This window comes from Sphingomonas sp. GCM10030256 (assembly GCF_042666415.1).
Lineage (GTDB): Bacteria > Pseudomonadota > Alphaproteobacteria > Sphingomonadales > Sphingomonadaceae > Sphingomicrobium.
Genome location: NZ_JBHTDI010000003.1, coordinates 147,827 through 163,753, shown reverse-complemented (window position 1 = coordinate 163,753; position 15,927 = coordinate 147,827). Strand labels below are relative to the sequence as shown.

The 15,927-nt window shown below is 66.2% G+C and carries 19 protein-coding genes; 11 read left to right on the top strand and 8 right to left on the bottom strand.

Annotation, left to right across the window (positions count from 1 at the left end; translation table 11 throughout):
• Window positions 1–15: 15 nt before the first annotated feature.
• Genes ACFQPG_RS11905 through ACFQPG_RS11890 form a run of 4 tightly spaced genes read right to left on the bottom strand, consistent with a single transcriptional unit; the run spans window position 16 to window position 1,577 of the window.
• Window positions 16–255, bottom strand: a complete 240-nt coding sequence (locus ACFQPG_RS11905; protein ID WP_380813581.1) for a hypothetical protein — start codon at window positions 253–255, stop codon at window positions 16–18.
• Entirely contained in the window at window positions 255–662 is a 408-nt protein-coding gene (locus tag ACFQPG_RS11900) for a PspC domain-containing protein (protein ID WP_380813578.1), read from the bottom strand. Before ACFQPG_RS11900 ends, ACFQPG_RS11905 begins: the two co-directional genes overlap by 1 nt.
• Before the next feature lie 14 nt (window positions 663–676).
• Window positions 677–1,462, bottom strand: a complete 786-nt coding sequence (locus ACFQPG_RS11895) for a PspA/IM30 family protein (RefSeq protein ID WP_380813575.1) — start codon at window positions 1,460–1,462, stop codon at window positions 677–679.
• A complete protein-coding gene (locus tag ACFQPG_RS11890) occupies window positions 1,455–1,577 on the bottom strand; it encodes a hypothetical protein (RefSeq protein WP_380813572.1) in 123 nt (40 codons plus the stop codon). Before ACFQPG_RS11890 ends, ACFQPG_RS11895 begins: the two co-directional genes overlap by 8 nt.
• A 227-nt stretch (window positions 1,578–1,804) precedes the next feature.
• Between ACFQPG_RS11890 and ACFQPG_RS11885 the strand changes: the two genes are divergently transcribed.
• The gene (locus ACFQPG_RS11885) at window positions 1,805–2,056 is read left to right on the top strand and encodes a hypothetical protein (protein WP_380813569.1); all 252 of its coding nucleotides are present in this window, start codon (window positions 1,805–1,807) and stop codon (window positions 2,054–2,056) included.
• A gap of 30 nt (window positions 2,057–2,086) precedes the next feature.
• On the opposite strand, the gene ACFQPG_RS11880 is transcribed toward ACFQPG_RS11885, so the two are convergent.
• Complete coding sequence (locus ACFQPG_RS11880) at window positions 2,087–2,383, bottom strand: DUF3297 family protein (protein WP_380813566.1); 297 nt, start codon at window positions 2,381–2,383, stop codon at window positions 2,087–2,089.
• Between the two features lie 84 nt (window positions 2,384–2,467).
• Here ACFQPG_RS11880 and ACFQPG_RS11875 point away from each other — a divergent pair, with 84 nt between their 5' ends.
• Genes ACFQPG_RS11875 through ACFQPG_RS11865 form a run of 3 tightly spaced genes read left to right on the top strand, consistent with a single transcriptional unit; the run spans window position 2,468 to window position 6,062 of the window.
• On the top strand, window positions 2,468–3,733 hold the full coding sequence (locus ACFQPG_RS11875) for a 3-methyl-2-oxobutanoate dehydrogenase (2-methylpropanoyl-transferring) subunit alpha (protein WP_380813563.1): 1,266 nt from the start codon (window positions 2,468–2,470) through the stop codon (window positions 3,731–3,733).
• An 8-nt stretch (window positions 3,734–3,741) separates the two neighbouring features.
• The gene (locus ACFQPG_RS11870) at window positions 3,742–4,746 is read left to right on the top strand and encodes an alpha-ketoacid dehydrogenase subunit beta (protein ID WP_380813781.1); all 1,005 of its coding nucleotides are present in this window, start codon (window positions 3,742–3,744) and stop codon (window positions 4,744–4,746) included.
• Window positions 4,746–6,062, top strand: coding sequence for a dihydrolipoamide acetyltransferase family protein (locus ACFQPG_RS11865; protein WP_380813560.1), 1,317 nt, complete (start codon window positions 4,746–4,748; stop codon window positions 6,060–6,062). Before ACFQPG_RS11870 ends, ACFQPG_RS11865 begins: the two co-directional genes overlap by 1 nt.
• 79 nt (window positions 6,063–6,141) lie before the next feature.
• Here the strand turns inward: ACFQPG_RS11865 and ACFQPG_RS11860 are convergent, their stop codons facing one another.
• Window positions 6,142–6,684 carry an FMN-dependent NADH-azoreductase gene (locus ACFQPG_RS11860; RefSeq protein WP_380813557.1) on the bottom strand — a complete coding sequence of 181 codons (543 nt, stop codon included), beginning with the start codon at window positions 6,682–6,684 and terminating at the stop codon, window positions 6,142–6,144.
• An 80-nt stretch (window positions 6,685–6,764) separates the two neighbouring features.
• On the opposite strand from ACFQPG_RS11860, the gene ACFQPG_RS11855 reads away from it, so the two are divergent.
• Window positions 6,765–7,169 (top strand): winged helix-turn-helix transcriptional regulator, encoded by a 405-nt coding sequence (locus tag ACFQPG_RS11855; RefSeq protein WP_380813554.1) that lies wholly within the window; start codon window positions 6,765–6,767, stop codon window positions 7,167–7,169.
• A 27-nt stretch (window positions 7,170–7,196) separates the two neighbouring features.
• On the opposite strand, the gene ACFQPG_RS11850 is transcribed toward ACFQPG_RS11855, so the two are convergent.
• On the bottom strand, window positions 7,197–7,805 hold the full coding sequence (locus tag ACFQPG_RS11850) for a DUF4142 domain-containing protein (protein ID WP_380813551.1): 609 nt from the start codon (window positions 7,803–7,805) through the stop codon (window positions 7,197–7,199).
• Between the two features lie 111 nt (window positions 7,806–7,916).
• Between ACFQPG_RS11850 and ACFQPG_RS11845 the strand changes: the two genes are divergently transcribed.
• From ACFQPG_RS11845 to ACFQPG_RS11820, 6 genes are all read left to right on the top strand, one after another.
• The gene (locus ACFQPG_RS11845) at window positions 7,917–10,232 is read left to right on the top strand and encodes a transketolase (protein ID WP_380813548.1); all 2,316 of its coding nucleotides are present in this window, start codon (window positions 7,917–7,919) and stop codon (window positions 10,230–10,232) included.
• A gap of 88 nt (window positions 10,233–10,320) precedes the next feature.
• On the top strand, window positions 10,321–10,767 hold the full coding sequence (locus ACFQPG_RS11840) for a MaoC family dehydratase (protein WP_380813546.1): 447 nt from the start codon (window positions 10,321–10,323) through the stop codon (window positions 10,765–10,767).
• A 2-nt stretch (window positions 10,768–10,769) separates the two neighbouring features.
• The gene (locus tag ACFQPG_RS11835) at window positions 10,770–11,600 is read left to right on the top strand and encodes an HpcH/HpaI aldolase/citrate lyase family protein (RefSeq protein ID WP_380813543.1); all 831 of its coding nucleotides are present in this window, start codon (window positions 10,770–10,772) and stop codon (window positions 11,598–11,600) included.
• A 9-nt stretch (window positions 11,601–11,609) separates the two neighbouring features.
• Window positions 11,610–12,713: an NAD(P)-dependent alcohol dehydrogenase gene (locus ACFQPG_RS11830; RefSeq protein WP_380813540.1), complete on the top strand. Its 1,104-nt coding sequence runs from the start codon at window positions 11,610–11,612 to the stop codon at window positions 12,711–12,713.
• Window positions 12,710–14,641, top strand: coding sequence for an acetate--CoA ligase (gene acs / locus ACFQPG_RS11825; protein ID WP_380813537.1), 1,932 nt, complete (start codon window positions 12,710–12,712; stop codon window positions 14,639–14,641). The genes ACFQPG_RS11830 and acs overlap by 4 nt, the downstream gene beginning before the upstream one ends.
• An 18-nt stretch (window positions 14,642–14,659) precedes the next feature.
• Window positions 14,660–15,157 carry a DUF3833 family protein gene (locus ACFQPG_RS11820; protein WP_380813534.1) on the top strand — a complete coding sequence of 166 codons (498 nt, stop codon included), beginning with the start codon at window positions 14,660–14,662 and terminating at the stop codon, window positions 15,155–15,157.
• On the opposite strand, the gene ACFQPG_RS11815 is transcribed toward ACFQPG_RS11820, so the two are convergent.
• Complete coding sequence (locus tag ACFQPG_RS11815; protein WP_380813531.1) at window positions 15,154–15,900, bottom strand: energy transducer TonB; 747 nt, start codon at window positions 15,898–15,900, stop codon at window positions 15,154–15,156. The genes ACFQPG_RS11820 and ACFQPG_RS11815 overlap by 4 nt on opposite strands.
• Between the last annotated feature and the right edge of the window lie 27 nt (window positions 15,901–15,927).

The following is a 15,927-nucleotide window of genomic DNA, read 5'->3' as shown; positions in this document are numbered from 1 at the left end:
GCTCCCGCGCGCCTCTCAATATTCGATCCCGCTGGCGATCGCTTCCAGCTTGCGGACGCGTTCCTTGAGGTCCGCCAGCTCGATCCGGCCGCCGGTCGCGGGCGCCGGATAGTCGGCGCCATGATGCAGCTGGTTGGCCACTTCCATCTTGCGAAGCTCCAGCCAGCCCTGCCAGCCCTTCAGCGCGGACACGGCGGCGATCACCAGCGCGACAATGGAGACCGCCCCAATCGAAAAGATGGTCTCAGCGCCCATCACTTGGCCTCCTCTTCCTTCCTCAGAGCCTCGATCTCGCGAGCGAGGTCATGGTTGTGGTTGCTGTTGAGATGATGATCGATCGCCATCATCCGGCGGTCATTCTCGTCCATCTTGGTGCGCAGGTCGTGGATCGAGGTACGCGAGCGGCCGCTGTCCTCCATGCGGTCGAACTCGCTCCGGCTGCCTCGCTCCTGAAGCCGCTTCTTGCTCATCGCGCCGATGATCCCGCAGATGATGTAGGCGATGATCGCGTGCCAGACGGTGACAAAGGTCAGCAACGGAACCGCGACCCAGGCGATCCTCACGAAGGTCGGATCGACGCCAAGCGAGTTGCCGATGCCGGAGCAGACACCGAGGATCTTCTTTTCCCGGCTGTCGAGTACGAAGGGTATCTTGCGTGCCATGGTGATCCCGTCCTTCAATTGAGGCGCCCAGCCAGGGCGGCCTTCATCGCGTCAAGCTCAGCATCGACCGCCGATGCGGCGCGCTGCGCGGAAATCTCTTCTTCAAGGCTGGCCGGCCCGGCGAGGGCGAGCGCTTCGGCGCGCGCCTCGGCGAAGTCTGCTTCGCGCTCGAGCAACTCGAAGCGGGAGAAGGCGTCCTCTGTCCGGCTGCCGTGCAGCACTTCGCGCGCTTTGGCCCGGGTCAGCGCACTTTCCATACGGGTCGCAATGGCGTGCTGCCGCCGGCGGGCTTCGCGAAGCTTCGCCTGAAGTCGCGCAATGTCGGCTTCATAGGCCTTGAGGCTCTCCTCGACCGCCGACAGTTCCCCGCCCAGCGAAACGGCGACTTCGGCCGTCTTGGCGCGCTCCACGAGCGCTGCCCGTGCCAGGTCCTCACGGTCCCGGCTAAGCGCCAGTTCGGCTTTCTCCGTCCAACCGGCCTGCACCGCATCGAGACGGCGTAGCGACTGGCGCAGCTCCTTGGCGTCGGCGATCGAGCGGGCGGCGGAGGCGCGCACCTCCACGAGGGTTTCTTCCATCTCGAGGATGATCATGCGGACCATCCGGGCCGGGTCCTCGGCGCGGTCGAGCATGGCACCCACGTTCGACGCCATGATGTCACCGAGTCGGCTGAACACCGGAGCGGCGAAGAAGGCCGCGATCGGAGCGAAGCGCGTCTCGGACGCCGGCTGCGGCGCCGGGGCGACCGACTCAAGTCGGATCGCTCGCGTCGGGACCTTGGCTTCCAGGGGTTCAAGCATTGACGGCGACCTTGGCAATGCCGGCGACCTGCGCCGGGGCGACTGCGGACCCGACCGCGACCGAGCTCATCAGCAGCGCGGCAATGGCGGCGATGATGGTGGACTTGGCGTTCATTTCAGCTTCTCCCTGTGGCCCGCCAGGATCGTGGCGGGCTCGGGATCATCTATTCAAGGGCTGTGCCAATCTTAATTTTTCGCCGAAAAAGAACCAGCACTTCTGCCCAGGCATGGCAACTTGGGAAATTCCACCACTCCAACGTTGGCGCCTTTCACCAACATGAACGCGGAACCGGCCGGACCATCCGCGCGCTTAGCTGGAGAAGATGAAACGGAGACGCAACAATGCTTGGAAAGATCGCTGGAGCCTTCCTCGGTTCGAAGATGGCCGGTCGCAACGATGGTCTGAAGGGGGCGCTGCTCGGCGTTGCCGGCGCGCGGATTGCCCGTGGCGGACTTGGCCGGCTGGGTACGCTCGCGCTCGTCGGATATGGCGCGAAGAAGCTGTACGACTGGAACCGCACGCGCGGCGCCAGCCCGCGCTACCCCGCCTCGGCGACCCCGGCCGGCGGCAGCACCCGTTCCCACGGGCTGTAAGGCAATAATGACCCGGCGGGGCGGAGCGCGTCAGCCCTGGTCTGGCGTGCCTGCTTCGCTCGGGGCCTCCTGTGCCGCATCATCCTGCGCCGGACGCTCGTAGTAGGGCTCCACAGTGCCCTTCAGCTTGACGGTCATGGGGTTGCCGAACCGATCCCGGCTGCGACCGGCGGCGACGCGGATCCACCCCTCCGACACGCTATATTCCTCAACGTTGGTCTTCTCGACGCCATTGAAGCGGATGCCCACTCCACGCTGCAGCAGTTCGGCCTGGAAATGCGGGCTGCGCGGGTCGAGGCTGAGGCGATCGGGGGGCGTGTCGGACATGGGCGAGGCCCTACCCCCCTGCCCTCGCTTCGGTCAACCGGCGCAGTTGCCCCACCCGCCGCTCCGCACTAAGCGCCTTGTCCGATGAATGATGCCCAGCCCCATACCCGCCGCAACGCCCCGGCGCTGAAGCTGCATGTGCCGGAGCCGCCCTTTCGCCCCGGCGACACTCCCGATTTCTCCTCGGTAGAGGTTCCCCCGGCGGGCAGCACGCCGCGTCCGGACACCACGGCTGCTGCGCGTGAGACATTTCCGCTGGTCGACACGCTGGTACGAGTGCTCGACGAGAGCGGCCGCGCGGTCGGCCCATGGGACCCGAAACTCGATCCGGACACGTTGCGCAAGATGCTGCGCGACATGGTCACCGTGCGGGTGTTCGACGACCGCATGTACCGCGCCCAGCGGCAGGGGAAGACGAGCTTCTACATGAAGTGCACCGGCGAGGAGGCGATCGCCGTCGCCACTGCCGCCGCCATGCACCGCGACGACATGCACTTCCCAACCTATCGCCAGCAGGGCCTGCTCGTTTCGCGCGGCTATCCGCTGGTGAAGATGATGTGCCAGATCTATTCTAACGCCGGCGACCACATGAAGGGCCGCCAACTGCCGATCATGTATTCGGACAAGGCGCACGGATTCTTCTCGATCAGCGGCAACTTGGGCACCCAATACCCACAGGCGGTCGGCTGGGCGATGGCATCGGCGATCAAGGGTGACAGCCGGATCGCGATGGGCTGGATCGGCGATGGCGCGACGGCAGAGGGCGACTTCCACTCCGCCATGACCTTCGCCACCGTCTATAACGCCCCGGTGATCCTGGCTGTGGTCAACAACCAGTGGGCGATCTCCAGCTTCAGCGGGATTGCTGGCGGCGAGCGCGCGACCTTTGCCGCGCGTGCGGTCGGCTATGGCATGGCTGGGCTGCGCGTCGACGGCAATGACGCGCTGGCGGTGCATGCCGCGGTTCAGTGGGCGTCGGAACGGGCGCGAGGCAACAATGGCCCGACGTTGATCGAATTCTTCACCTACCGCGCCGAGGGACACTCCACCTCGGACGACCCGACCGGCTATCGCCCTGCCGGCGAGGCGCAAGCATGGCCGCTCGGCGACCCGATCGAGCGGCTGAAGGCGCACCTGATTGCGTTGGGCGAGTGGGACGAGGAGCGCCACGCCGAGCTGCAAAAGAGCGCCGACACCGAAGTCCGCGCCGCGCAAAAGGAAGCCGAAAAGCTCGGCATCCTGTCCGAGCAGGGCCGGACGAACATCGAGAGCATGTTCGAGGATGTCTACGCCGAAATCCCGTGGCACATCGCCGAACAGCGTGATCAGGCGCTGCGGGAGTCGAAGTAATGGCCGTCATGAACATGATCCAGGCCATCAATTCGGCCCACAAGGTGATGATGGCGCGCGATCCCGACGTGGTCGTGTTCGGCGAGGACGTCGGCTATTTCGGCGGGGTGTTCCGCGCGACCGAGGGCCTGCAGCGCGAGTTCGGCAAGACCCGCTGCTTCGACGCGCCGATCAGCGAAGGCGGCATCGTCGGCACCGCCGTCGGCATGGCGGCCTATGGCCTGAAGCCGGTGATCGAAATCCAGTTCGCCGACTACATCTACCCCGGCTACGACCAGATCGTCAGCGAAGTCGCCAAGATGCGCTATCGCACCGCCGGCGAGTGGACCATGCCGATGGTGATCCGTTCGCCCTACGGCGGCGGCATCTTCGGCGGGCAGACGCACAGCCAGTCGCCCGAAGCGTTGTTCACCCATGTCGCGGGCCTGAAGGTCGTCATTCCGTCCAACCCGTACGACGCCAAGGGCCTGCTGATCGCCGCGATCGAGGACCCCGACCCGGTCGTCTTCTTCGAGCCCAAGCGCATCTACAACGGTCCGTTCGACGGCCACCACGACCGCCCCGTCACCCCTTGGGCCAAGCGCTCAGAGGCCGAGGTGCCCGACGGCCATTACTCCGTGCCGCTGGGCAAGGCGAAGGTTGTGCGCGAGGGCGCCGAGCTGACCGTCCTTACCTACGGCACGATGGTCCACGTCGCGCTCGCCGCGGCGGAAGAGAATGGCGTCGACGCGGAGGTCATCGACCTCCGCACCTTGGTTCCGCTCGACATGGCGACCATCGAGGCGTCGGTGAAGAAAACCGGCCGCTGCATGATCGCGATGGAAGCGACCCGCACCTCGGGCTTCGCCTCCGAGCTGGTCGCGCAGGTGCAGGAGCGCTGCTTCTATCACCTTGAAGCGCCGGTCGAGCGAGTCACCGGCTGGGACACGCCTTATCCGCACGCTTACGAATGGGCCTATTTCCCCGGCCCCAAGCGCATGAAGTTCGCACTCGAGAAAGTGATGGCCGACTGATGGCAACGTATCAGTTCAAGCTCCCCGACATCGGCGAAGGCATCGCCGAGGCCGAGATCGTCGCCTGGCATATCAAGGTCGGCGACCGGGTCGAGGAAGATCAGCAGCTTGCCGACATGATGACCGACAAGGCGACGGTGGAGATGGAATCCCCGGTCGCGGGTACGGTGAAAAGCCTTGCCGGCGAGGTCGGCGACCAGATCGCCATCGGCTCCGTGCTGGTGGAGATCGAGACCGAGGGTGCGGATGCGTCGATAGCGGAGGTGCCGCTGGCCGATGGCGCGGTGACGCCGACCGAGGCTCAAGAAGAGGCAATCCCGACTGTTGAGGTTGTCGAACAACCCGCTCGTCCCGAGCGGAAGGCGCAGCCTCAAATCGAGGGGCGTCAACCCCAGCCACCCTCTCAAGAACGCCCCTCGACTTCGCTCGGGACGAGCGGAGATGAAAGCGCCGTAATACCTAGGTCGCAAGCCCTCGCCTCCCCCGCGGTCCGCCAGCGCGCCCGCGATCTCGGCATCGACCTGACCAATGTAAAGACAAGCAGCGACCGCGTCCGCCATTCGGACCTCGACTCATACTTGCTCTACAACGGCGGCAGCGTCTCGCAGCGCGGCTCTGCCCGACGCACGGACGAGCAGATCAAGGTCGTGGGCCTTCGCCGCAAGATCGCGGAGAATATGCAGGAGGCGAAACGCCGCATCCCGCACTTCACTTTGGTCGAGGAGTTTGACGTCACCGCGCTGGAGGAAGCCCGCGCGATGATGAACCGCGACCGCGGCTCCAACCCCAAGCTGACGCTGCTCCCCTTCCTGATCACCGCCATGACGCGTGCGCTCGCCGACTGGCCGATGCTCAACGCGACCTATGACGACGACGCAAACGTCATCACCCGGCACGGCGCGGTGCACATGGGGATCGCCGCGCAGACCCCGAACGGTCTGATGGTCCCGGTCATCCGCAACGCCGAATCCAAGTCACCGTGGCAGCTCGCCAGCGAGGTCCTGCGCTTGTCCGACGCCGCAAAGACCGGCAAGGCAGCGCGAGAGGAACTCAGCGGCGCGACGATCACCATCTCGTCGCTCGGCCCCATGGGTGGCATCACCTCCACCCCCGTCATAGCCCCGCCCCAGGTTGCAATCATCGCGGTCAACAAGGTCGAGGAAAAGGTCGTCCCGGTGAACGGCGAACTCGAGATCCGCAAGCGGATGAACCTCTCGCTGTCATGCGACCATCGAGTGGTCGACGGCTGGGACGCCGCCAGCTTCCTCCAGGCGATGAAGCCGCTGATCGAGAATCCGCTGCGCCTCTTGGCCTAACGTCATTGCGAGCCGCAGGCGAAGCAATCCAGTCATTCTTGAAGTGAACTGGATTGCAACGCTGCGCTCGCAATGACGATCAAGCCGCCAAGCGCTCCACCTCGCCCAGCGCATTCGCCACGGCCCGCTCCCGAACCTCGGGCCCAACCGCGATCCCGTCCGCCGCAACGAACTCTGGTGTGATGCCGATGAAGCCGAACACGCCGCGCAGGTAGGTCTCGAGATGCTCCAGTCCTGCGGCAGGCGAGCCCTCGCCGTAAAAGCCGCCGCGGCTCAGCGCGACGATCACGCGCTTGCCGCTTGCAAGCCCCTCGACCGATCCATCCTCGCGATAGCGGAACGTCCTGCCCGCAACGAGAATGCGGTCCAGCCATGCCTTGAGCTGGCTCGGCACCGTGAAGTTGTACATCGGCGCGCCGATTACCACTGTGTCCGCGGCGAGGAACTCGTCGAGCACGCTGCTGTCGGTAAAAGCGCCGAGCGTGAGATGGTCGAGCGGCGCCGCGACCAGATCGCGGTGCACCACCTCGTTCTCCGCAAGTTGCTCGACGATGTGCTTCGTCAGAACACGGCTGACGCTATTCTCGCCGGTGATCGAGCTGTCGAGGTGAAGGATGGTCATGGCCGTGCCTTTCAGGTATTGTTTTGTAACCTAGGCACCTGATGTAACTACAGCCGACCGCCCCACAAGAAGGCACATCCATGTTGCACGAGCACATTGCTGATACCGCTTCCGCCGCAACGGCTCCCACGGAATTGGCCCAGGCCGGCTGCCGCAACGTCACGCCGGTCCTGAACCGCGTTGGAGACAAGTGGAGCATGCTGATCGTCATGATCCTCGCGAACGGCCCGCGGCGGTTCAACGAACTGAAGCGGGAGATCGACGGGATTTCACAGCGGATGCTTACCCTGGCTCTTCGCGGCCTGGAGCGCGACGGGCTCGTCAGCCGCTCGGTGGAGGCGAGCATCCCGCCCAAGGTGACCTATGCGCTCACGGAGCTTGGTGTCTCCCTGCGCGAACCCGTAAGGGCGCTCGGCGACTGGGCCATTGCCCACATCGCGTGCATCCGCGCTGCGCAGCAGCGCTTCGACTCGCGGGAGAGCTGAGCCGCGGGCCCAGTCCCCCGTTCGAGGCTATCCGCGCTCGCCGCTGCGAACCGGGGCAGTGTTCGTCGGCTGCTGCATCGGCGGCATCGCCATGACGTTGAGGTTCTGAGCGGTCGTCAGATGCTGCTGCACGATCGGCACCGCCGCACCGGCGACCTGTCGAAGTGCAGCAACGTCACCCCCACCAGCATAGCCCTGATGCAGTTGTAGCGCCGATTGGTGGCCCTGGACCTGCGCCGCCTTGTAGGCCTCGTCGAACGCCGGACCGCTGCCAGCCGCACGAACCTGATCGAGCAGCGCCTGCTCGGCGGGCATCAGGGTAGGAGCCGGCGGCGCCATACCTGCGGACTGCGCTGCTGCCGCGAGGTTGGAAGTGGTCGCCTGGTGATGAGCGATCATCATCCGCGCAAAGCCCTGGATGGCCGGGTTCTGCGACGCTTGCAGCGCAAGCTGGCTCGACTGGATCTCGAACTGGTCGCTGCTTGCCGCCATGGCCATGTAGCCTGGCGCCATCATCGGGTTGTTCGGATCGGCCGCCATGGGAGCCACCGGAGCGGCGGTGTCCACCGGGGCTGGGTTGCTGGCACATGCGGCCAGCGCGCAGGAGCCGGCGAGGATTAGCGAAAAGCCACGCATGGTTAGTTTCTCCTGTTGAGACTTGGTGGAACCCCGCAGCCCTCCTCAAGTTCCTCCTCGCTTGGCACGCAAAGGGGTGACGAGGCAGCCATCGCGCGATAGGCGATGGGCATGCTGAAGCCCGCCGCCGCGCCCGATATTGCATCCCTCAAGTTGCTGGACGATCGCTTGCGCTGGCTCAGCGCGTGGACGATCCACCACGCCAACCACATCCGTCCCTCTCCCGACGGCCTGAAGGTCGGCGGGCACCAGGCCAGCTGCGCGTCGATGACCAGCATCATGGCGGCGCTCTATTTCCACGTCTTGGGAGCCAACGATCGGGTTGCGGTGAAGCCGCACGCCGGGCCGGTGCTCCACGCGATCCATTACCTCCTCGGCAGCCAGACGCGCGGGCAACTGGAGAATTTCCGCGGGTTCGGCGGAATGCAGAGCTACCCGAGCCGGACCAAGGACCAGATCCCGGTAGATTTCTCGACCGGCTCGGTTGGCCTGGGCGTCGCGGTGACCAGTTTCGCCAGCCTGATCCAGGACTATCTCACCGCGCACGGCATGCTTCCGCAGGAGGACCGTGGCCGCTTCGTCGCGCTGATCGGCGATGCGGAGCTCGACGAAGGCAACATCTACGAAGCTCTGATCGAGGGCCACAAGCACGACGTCCGCAACCTGTGGTGGATCGTCGACTACAACCGCCAGAGCCTCGACGCGACCAGCACCGACCGGATGTTCGAGCGGTTCGACGAGATGTTCCGTTCCTGTGGATGGCGGGTGGTCGAGCTGCGCCATGGCAAGCGGCTCGCGGCGGTGCTGGACGAGCATCCCCCGGTCGCGGACTGGCTGGAGCGCCTTCCGAACGCGGACCACAGTGCTCTGCTCTACCAGGGCGGAACCGCGTGGCGGAAGCGCATCGCCGACGATCTTGGAAGCGCTGCGGACGCGTTCCTCGGCCAGCACGACGACGATCAACTCGCAACACTGATGAGCGACATGGGCGGCCACGACATGGACGCGCTGGTCGAGGCGTTCGACGCGGCCCAGGACGACCTTCCGACACTCTTCATCGCCTGGACCGTCAAGGGTCACGGCCTGCCGTTTGCCGGCCACAAGGACAATCATGCCGGGCTGATGAACCCGACGCAGCTCAACGCGCTCCGTGAAGCCATGGGTGTTCCGGAAGGAAGGGAATGGGACCCGCTCGCGGGCATTGGCGACAATGCCCGGGGTGGGGTGCAAGCCCTGATCGATCAGACCCGGGTCGCGCGCGAGAAGCGCCCGCGCAAATTCGGCAGCTACCCTGTCCCGGCAATCGCCGCGCCGGCCGGCGACGAACAGTCCACCCAGGCCGCCTTCGGGCGCATCCTGCTCGACCTCAGCAAGGCCGGCGGGCGGCTGGCGGATCGGATCGTGACCACCTCACCCGACGTGACCGTGTCCACCAATCTCGGTGCCTGGGTGAACCAGCGCGGCTTGTTCCGTCGCGATGCCCGTCCGGACGTGTTCGCACAGGCGAAGATCCCGTCCGCGCAGAAGTGGACGGCCGTCGACACCGGCCAGCACATCGAGCTTGGCATTGCCGAGAACAACCTGTTCCTGATGCTCGCCGCGGCGGGCCTTGCCGGCGACCTGTTCGGCGAGCGGCTGGTTCCGATCGGCACCCTGTACGACCCGTTCATTGCGCGCGGGCTCGATGCACTGAACTACGCCTGCTACCAGGACGCCCGCTTCCTGCTCGTGGCGACTCCCAGCGGCATCACGCTGGGCCCGGAGGGCGGCGCTCACCAGTCGATCAATCCGCCGCTGATTGCCCTGGGGCAGCCGGGGCTGCGCCATTACGAGCCCGCGTTCGCCGACGAACTCGCGGTCATGATGGAAGAGGCCTTCCGCCTGATCGACTCGCCGGACGGCGAGAGTACCTATCTGCGCCTCTCCACCCGCAACCTCCGCCAGATGGAGCGCTCCGGCGACGCCTGGAAGGCCGACGCGCTTGCCGGCGGCTATTGGTTGCGGGAACCCGCTCCCGGCGGCGAGGCTGCAATCGTCGCCATGGGTGCGGTGATGCCGGAGGCGCTAGCCGCGCATGAAGAGCTCAGCGCTGATATTCCAGGCCTCGGCCTGCTTGCCGTCACCTCCCCTGACCTCCTGCATCGCGGCTGGTCGGCGGCACAAGCGGCGCGCTGGGACGGACAGCGCGAGCCGAGCCATGTCGAGCGGCTCCTGGATCGTCTCGCACCCGGCGCCGGCCTCGTCACCCTGTGCGATGCCGCCCCTGCCTCGCTGAGCTGGCTCGGCGGAGTTCGCGGCCAGCGCGTTGCCCCGCTCGGGGTCGATCGGTTCGGCCAGACCGGCACTCTGCCGGACCTCTACGCCGCGTACCGGCTGGATGGAGAGGCGATCACCGGGGCGGTCGCGGAAGTGTTGCTGTCCGCTTGACCGTTCGTTCCGAGCGCAGTCGAGGGACGTTGCGCAAGTGCCTCGACTGCGCTCGACAGGAACGGAAGTTTGGTCCTAGAGCCTTGCCATGCCCGGACGCTTCTTCGACGAATGGCAGGTCGGCGATACGATCGCACACGCCATTACCCGTACGGTCACCGAGACCGACAATCTCCTGCTCTCCACCCTCACCCACAATCCGCAGCCGCTGCACCTCGACGCGGAGGCTGCGAAGGAAAGCGAGTTCGGCCAGATCCTGGTCAACAGCTGCTTCACCTTTAGCCTCACGGTCGGCGTGTCCGTCGCTGACACCACGCTCGGCACCTTGATCGCCAACCTCGGCTTCGACGAAGTGCGCTTTCCCAAGCCGGTGTTTATCGGCGACACGCTGCGCATCGAAAGCGAGGTCACCGACCTGCGGGCGAGCAAGTCGCGCCCGACCGCCGGCATCGTCACCTGGGAACATCGCGCCCTCAACCAACGCGGGGAAACCGTCTGCACGATGAAGCGCTCCGCCCTCCTCCACAAGGCGTAGGCATGACTGAACCCCGCTCCTGGCTGTTCGTCCCCGCCGACAGCGAGAAGAAGATCGGCAAGGCGCTGGACAGCGCCGCGGACGCGATCATCTTCGATCTGGAGGACAGTGTGGCTCCGGACGGCAAGGTTCGCGCCCGTGAAGTGATGAAGGGGCTCGGCAGCCGCAGCGGCGGTCCGCAATGGTGGGTCCGGATCAATCCCCTGCGAACCGACGACCATCGTCTTGACCTGGAACTGCTTGGCACCCCCGACATCTACGGCATTGTCTTGCCCAAGGCCGAAAGCGGCGCAGACATCGCGGAGCTGGCGCACCGCACCGGCAACATCCCGGTCCACGCCATCGTCACGGAAACTGCCGCGAGCCTGTTCGGCCTGCTCTCCTATCGCGATCCCAAATCCTCACTCGCCGCGATGAGCTGGGGCGCCGAGGACCTGTCCGCGGCGCTCGGCGCCTCATCCAAATCTGACGAAAGCGGAGAGCTGAGCTTCACCTACAAGCTGGCCCGTTCACTATGCCTTGCCGGTGCCGTCGCCGCGGGGGTGCAGCCGGTTGACGGCGTCTTCGCCGACTTCCGCGACGAGGCTGGCCTCACAGCTGAAGCGCGCGCTGCTGCCCGCGAAGGCTTCACCGGCAAGCTCGCCATCCACCCCGCCCAGGTTGATCCGATCAACGCCGCCTTCACGCCGGGGCCGGACGAAATCGCCCATGCCCGGGCCATCGTCGACGCCTTTGATGCACAGCCCGGCGCAGGCGTCCTCGCGGTCGGTGGCAAAATGGTCGACCGCCCGCATCTTCTACAGGCCAGACGCGTATTGGAACGAGTACGATAGGAGGCTGCCATGGCTACGACCGCTGAACCCAGACCGACGACTTCGCAGGCTACCGGCCCGACGAAAGCGAGGGGTTGGGGCACGGACGCGCCGGACCAGCCGCTTCGGCCAATGGAGTTCGAGCGCCGCGCGCTGCGGCCCAACGATGTCGCCATCAAGATCACCTACTCCGGCATCTGCCACAGCGATCTTCACACCTGCCGCAACGACTGGGGCGGATCACGCTATCCGGTCATCCCCGGTCACGAGATCGTCGGAACGGTGACAGCGATCGGCGACGAGGTCACCCGTCACCGCGTGGGCGATACTGTCGCAGTCGGCTGCATGGTCGACAGCTGCATGGAATGCGACCAGTGCCTGGAAGGCTGGGAAGTCTTCTGCCGCAAGGGCTGCGTCCAGACCTACAACAGCAAGGATTATCACGACGGAACGGTAAGCAAGGGCGGCTACACCGACCATATCGTCGTCCGGGATCACTTCGTGTGCAAGGTGCCTGACGGCATGGACGTGACCCGGGTCGCGCCGCTGCTGTGCGCCGGAATCACCACCTACTCGCCGCTTCGGCAATATGGCGTCGGTCCTGGCACGAAGATGGCGGTGGTCGGGCTCGGCGGACTTGGCCACATGGGCGTGAAGCTCGGCGCCGCGCTGGGTGCCCACGTCACGATGATCACGACCACACCGAGCAAGGGCGATGACGCCCGCGAGCTTGGCGCCCACGACGTCATCATCTCAACCGATGCAGAGCAGATGCGGGCGGCCGCGACCCGTTTCGACTTCATCCTCAACACGATCCCGGTCAGCCACGAGATCGACGGCTATCTCCAGCTGCTCGGCCGCGGCGGACGCATGGTGATCGTCGGGGCGCTGACGCCGATGCCGGGCTTCGTCGGCATGAACCTCATCTGGTGGAACCGCGCCGTCGGTGGGTCGGCGATTGGCGGCATCCCGGAAACGCAGGAAATGCTGGAGTTCTGCGCTGCCAAGGACATCTATCCCGAAATCGAGATGATCCGCATGGATCAGGTCAACGAGGCCTACGGCCGGTTGCTCAAGAACGACGTTCGCTACCGATTCGTGATTGACATGGCGAGCATGGAGCCTGCCGAATGAGCCACGCCGTCCATCCGGTGTCGAGCGACTTCCAAACATCGTTCGGCCCGGATGAACTGGTCAGGCTGCGGCGCGCCTTTGACGAGGATCCCGACGCCTTTTGGCTGGATTGCGCGCGCATTCTCGACTGGGTCCGCGAGCCTACGCAGGCCGGCGACTGGTCATTCGACAAGCATGACTTCGGCATCCGCTGGTACGCTGACGGGCAGCTCAATCTGTCCGTCAACTGCCTCGACCGCCATGTTGCGGCAGGACACGGCGCTCGTCCGGCGCTGATCTTCGAGCCCGACGAGCCTGGCCAAGGCCGGACGCTCACCTATCGCGAGCTGCTGGACGAAACCTGCCGGTTCGCCAATCTTCTGAAGCAGCGCGGTGTCGGGCGCGGCGACCGCGTAATGATCTACATGCCGATGATCCCCGAAGCCGCCGCGGCAATGCTCGCGTGCGCCCGGATCGGAGCCGTTCACTCGGTCGTGTTCGGCGGCTTCTCGCCCGAGAGCCTTGCCGGGCGCATCGACGACTGCGGCGCGCGCGCCGTGATCACTGCCGACGAGGGCGTTCGCGGCGGGAAGTTGATCCCGCTCAAGGCGAATGTCGACGCGGCGCTGGCGATGAGCAGCGGCATCGAGACGGTCGTTGTCGTGACCCGCACCGGCGCCGACGTACCGCTGCTCGAAGGCCGCGACCTGTCCTACTCCGCACTGCGGGACGGCTTGCCGACGAAATGCGATTCCGAAGTGATGAACGCGGAGGACCCGCTGTTCATCCTCTACACGTCGGGCTCGACGGGAAAGCCCAAGGGCGTGGTCCATACCACCGGCGGATATGCAGTCTGGGCCGCGACGACCTTCCGGTGGGTCTTTGATCCGGACGAGCAGGACATCTTCTGGTGCACCGCCGACGTTGGGTGGATCACCGGCCACAGCTACGTCGTCTACGGCCCGCTCATGAACCGGGCGACCAGCGTGATGTTCGACGGCGTTCCCAACTATCCCGACTTCGGCCGCTTCTGGGAGACAGTCGACCGGCTGGGTGTGACCATCTTCTACACCGCGCCGACCGCGATCCGCGCCCTGATGCGGGAAGGCGACGAGCCGGTGAAGCGCCACAGCCGCCGCTCGCTGCGCCTGCTTGGCACCGTCGGCGAGCCGATCAACCCCGAGGCCTGGGAATGGTACTGGCGCGTCGTGGGCGACGAGCGCTGCCCGGTTGTCGACACCTGGTGGCAGACCGAGACCGGCGGCATCCTCATATCGCCGCTTCCCGGTGCGACACCCCTGAAACCCGGCTCGGCGACACACCCGCTGCCCGGCATCGTGCCGGTGCTGGTCGATGCGGAGCATCAGGTGCTGGACGGCCCGGCGTCCGGCAATCTCTGCCTCGCCACCTCGTGGCCCGGGCAGATGCGCACCGTTTGGGGCGACGAGGAGCGCTTCTTCCAGACCTACTTCACCGCCTACCCCGGCCTGTATTTCACCGGCGACGGCTGCCGCCGCGACGAGGACGGCTATTACTGGATCACCGGCCGGGTCGACGACGTGATCAACGTCTCCGGCCACCGCATCGGCACCGCCGAAGTGGAGAGCGCGCTGGTCGAGCACCCACTTGTCGCCGAAGCAGCGGTCGTACCGATCTCGCACGACATCAAGGGTCAGGCAATCTATGCCTTTATCACCCTGACCGCCGGAAGCAGCGGCGACGACTCCATCCGCGGCGAGCTCAACGCTGAGGTCCGCAAGCACATCGGCCCACTCGCCGCACCGGACCGAATCCAGTTCGCGCCGGCCCTGCCCAAGACCCGCTCGGGCAAGATCATGCGTCGCATCCTCCGCAAGATCGCCGAAGGGGAGCTCGGCGCATTGGGCGACACCTCGACCTTGGCTGATCCCTCGGTCGTCGATCAGCTGGTGGCGGGCCGAAGCGCATAGCCCGTGCGTTGCGCGAACATGCGCGTCCCTGTTCTGCTGCTCGCCCTCACCCTCGCCTCCTGCGCCAGCGTCCGCTTGCCGGCAGACGAAGGCGCAACGCTCGACCCGGTCGCCTTCTTCACCGGCCCGAGCCGCGGCATTGGCGAGCTCAAGGTCGTCATGGCGAGCCCCGTCACGATCACGGTTCGAAGTGTCGGTCGCCGTGATGGCGCCGGCGGACTGATCCTCGATCAAGCAATCCGCGAGGGCGACAAGCCGGAACGCACCCGCCGCTGGATCATGCGCCCGGCCGGTCCAGGTCGCTATTCTGGCACGCTGACCGAAGCCACCGGGCCGGTCAGCATTAGCATTCAGGGCCCGCGCGCCTTCATTGCCTATGCAATGAAGGACGGCCTTGCGGTGCGCCAGCAACTCGCCCTGCAGAAGGACGGGCGCACCCTGCTCAACCACATGACGATCAGCAAATATGGGGTCCGTGTCGCTCGGCTCCGCGAGACCATCCGCAAGGCAGGCTAGAAGTTTACCGCCGACTGGATGTAGCCGTACCAGCTGACATATGGCTGCCCGCGATCGTCGGTTGCCGGACGAAACCGCACCCGCTCCTCGATCAGCCGGCAGGTCCATTGGTCGACGACTGGATTGCCGCTCGACCGATTGACCTTGCAGTCGGTCGCACGCCCGTCGAGCTGGACCCGCACCGCCGTGAACACCGCGCCGCGCCGCGGCCAAGCCCGGATCACTTCGCGCGGATAGTCGCGGCTGGTGAGCTTGGTGCTTTCCACCACCGTAGGACGGGTCGGCACCTGCCCGCCGCCGCCCCCACCGGTGCCGCTGCCCGAGCCGCCGCTTCCCGTCCCCGTACCGGAGCCTCCCGCACCGGTGCCCGGCCCCGGCACCGCCGCGCCCTGGGTCGCGTCTGTCCCCTCGCGCGGGGTCGGGGAGGTGGTGATCGGCGGGATGGCCGGCAGCACGACAATCGGCTTGGGCGCTTCGACCGGGGTCGCCTGGCTGATCTTGTTGGGCGGCGCGGCGGCGCCCTCTTCGCGGTCCTGGCGCGGCCGCGGCTTCTCCTCGACCACGGGAGGTGGCGGGGGCTCCGGCGGGAGTACGTCGAACGTCTCGATTGGCGGCGCTTCGTCCCGCAACGGAGCGGTTCGCCCCTGCGCGTTCAGCAGGGCCAGCAGGATACCGGCGTGCACCGCCAGCACAGCGGCAATCGAGCCGGCACGATCGCGGGGACTGAGCAGCGTTCGTTGCATCGACGGAAGAAACGCCTCGCCGCGCGA

Bases quoted from the DNA above. Each gene is read 5' to 3' on its own strand.
- ACFQPG_RS11905 (WP_380813581.1), bottom strand. From the start codon at position 255: ATGGGCGCTGAGACCATCTTTTCGATTGGGGCGGTCTCCATTGTCGCG.
- ACFQPG_RS11900 (WP_380813578.1), bottom strand. From the start codon at position 662: ATGGCACGCAAGATACCCTTCGTACTCGACAGCCGGGAAAAGAAGATC.
- ACFQPG_RS11895 (WP_380813575.1), bottom strand. From the start codon at position 1,462: ATGCTTGAACCCCTGGAAGCCAAGGTCCCGACGCGAGCGATCCGACTT.
- ACFQPG_RS11890 (WP_380813572.1), bottom strand. From the start codon at position 1,577: ATGAACGCCAAGTCCACCATCATCGCCGCCATTGCCGCGCTGCTGATG.
- ACFQPG_RS11885 (WP_380813569.1), top strand. From the start codon at position 1,805: ATGCTTGGAAAGATCGCTGGAGCCTTCCTCGGTTCGAAGATGGCCGGT.
- ACFQPG_RS11880 (WP_380813566.1), bottom strand. From the start codon at position 2,383: ATGTCCGACACGCCCCCCGATCGCCTCAGCCTCGACCCGCGCAGCCCG.
- ACFQPG_RS11875 (WP_380813563.1), top strand. From the start codon at position 2,468: ATGAATGATGCCCAGCCCCATACCCGCCGCAACGCCCCGGCGCTGAAG.
- ACFQPG_RS11870 (WP_380813781.1), top strand. From the start codon at position 3,742: ATGAACATGATCCAGGCCATCAATTCGGCCCACAAGGTGATGATGGCG.
- ACFQPG_RS11865 (WP_380813560.1), top strand. From the start codon at position 4,746: ATGGCAACGTATCAGTTCAAGCTCCCCGACATCGGCGAAGGCATCGCC.
- ACFQPG_RS11860 (WP_380813557.1), bottom strand. From the start codon at position 6,684: ATGACCATCCTTCACCTCGACAGCTCGATCACCGGCGAGAATAGCGTC.
- ACFQPG_RS11855 (WP_380813554.1), top strand. From the start codon at position 6,765: ATGTTGCACGAGCACATTGCTGATACCGCTTCCGCCGCAACGGCTCCC.
- ACFQPG_RS11850 (WP_380813551.1), bottom strand. From the start codon at position 7,805: ATGCGTGGCTTTTCGCTAATCCTCGCCGGCTCCTGCGCGCTGGCCGCA.
- ACFQPG_RS11845 (WP_380813548.1), top strand. From the start codon at position 7,917: ATGCTGAAGCCCGCCGCCGCGCCCGATATTGCATCCCTCAAGTTGCTG.
- ACFQPG_RS11840 (WP_380813546.1), top strand. From the start codon at position 10,321: ATGCCCGGACGCTTCTTCGACGAATGGCAGGTCGGCGATACGATCGCA.
- ACFQPG_RS11835 (WP_380813543.1), top strand. From the start codon at position 10,770: ATGACTGAACCCCGCTCCTGGCTGTTCGTCCCCGCCGACAGCGAGAAG.
- ACFQPG_RS11830 (WP_380813540.1), top strand. From the start codon at position 11,610: ATGGCTACGACCGCTGAACCCAGACCGACGACTTCGCAGGCTACCGGC.
- acs (WP_380813537.1), top strand. From the start codon at position 12,710: ATGAGCCACGCCGTCCATCCGGTGTCGAGCGACTTCCAAACATCGTTC.
- ACFQPG_RS11820 (WP_380813534.1), top strand. From the start codon at position 14,660: ATGCGCGTCCCTGTTCTGCTGCTCGCCCTCACCCTCGCCTCCTGCGCC.
- ACFQPG_RS11815 (WP_380813531.1), bottom strand. From the start codon at position 15,900: ATGCAACGAACGCTGCTCAGTCCCCGCGATCGTGCCGGCTCGATTGCC.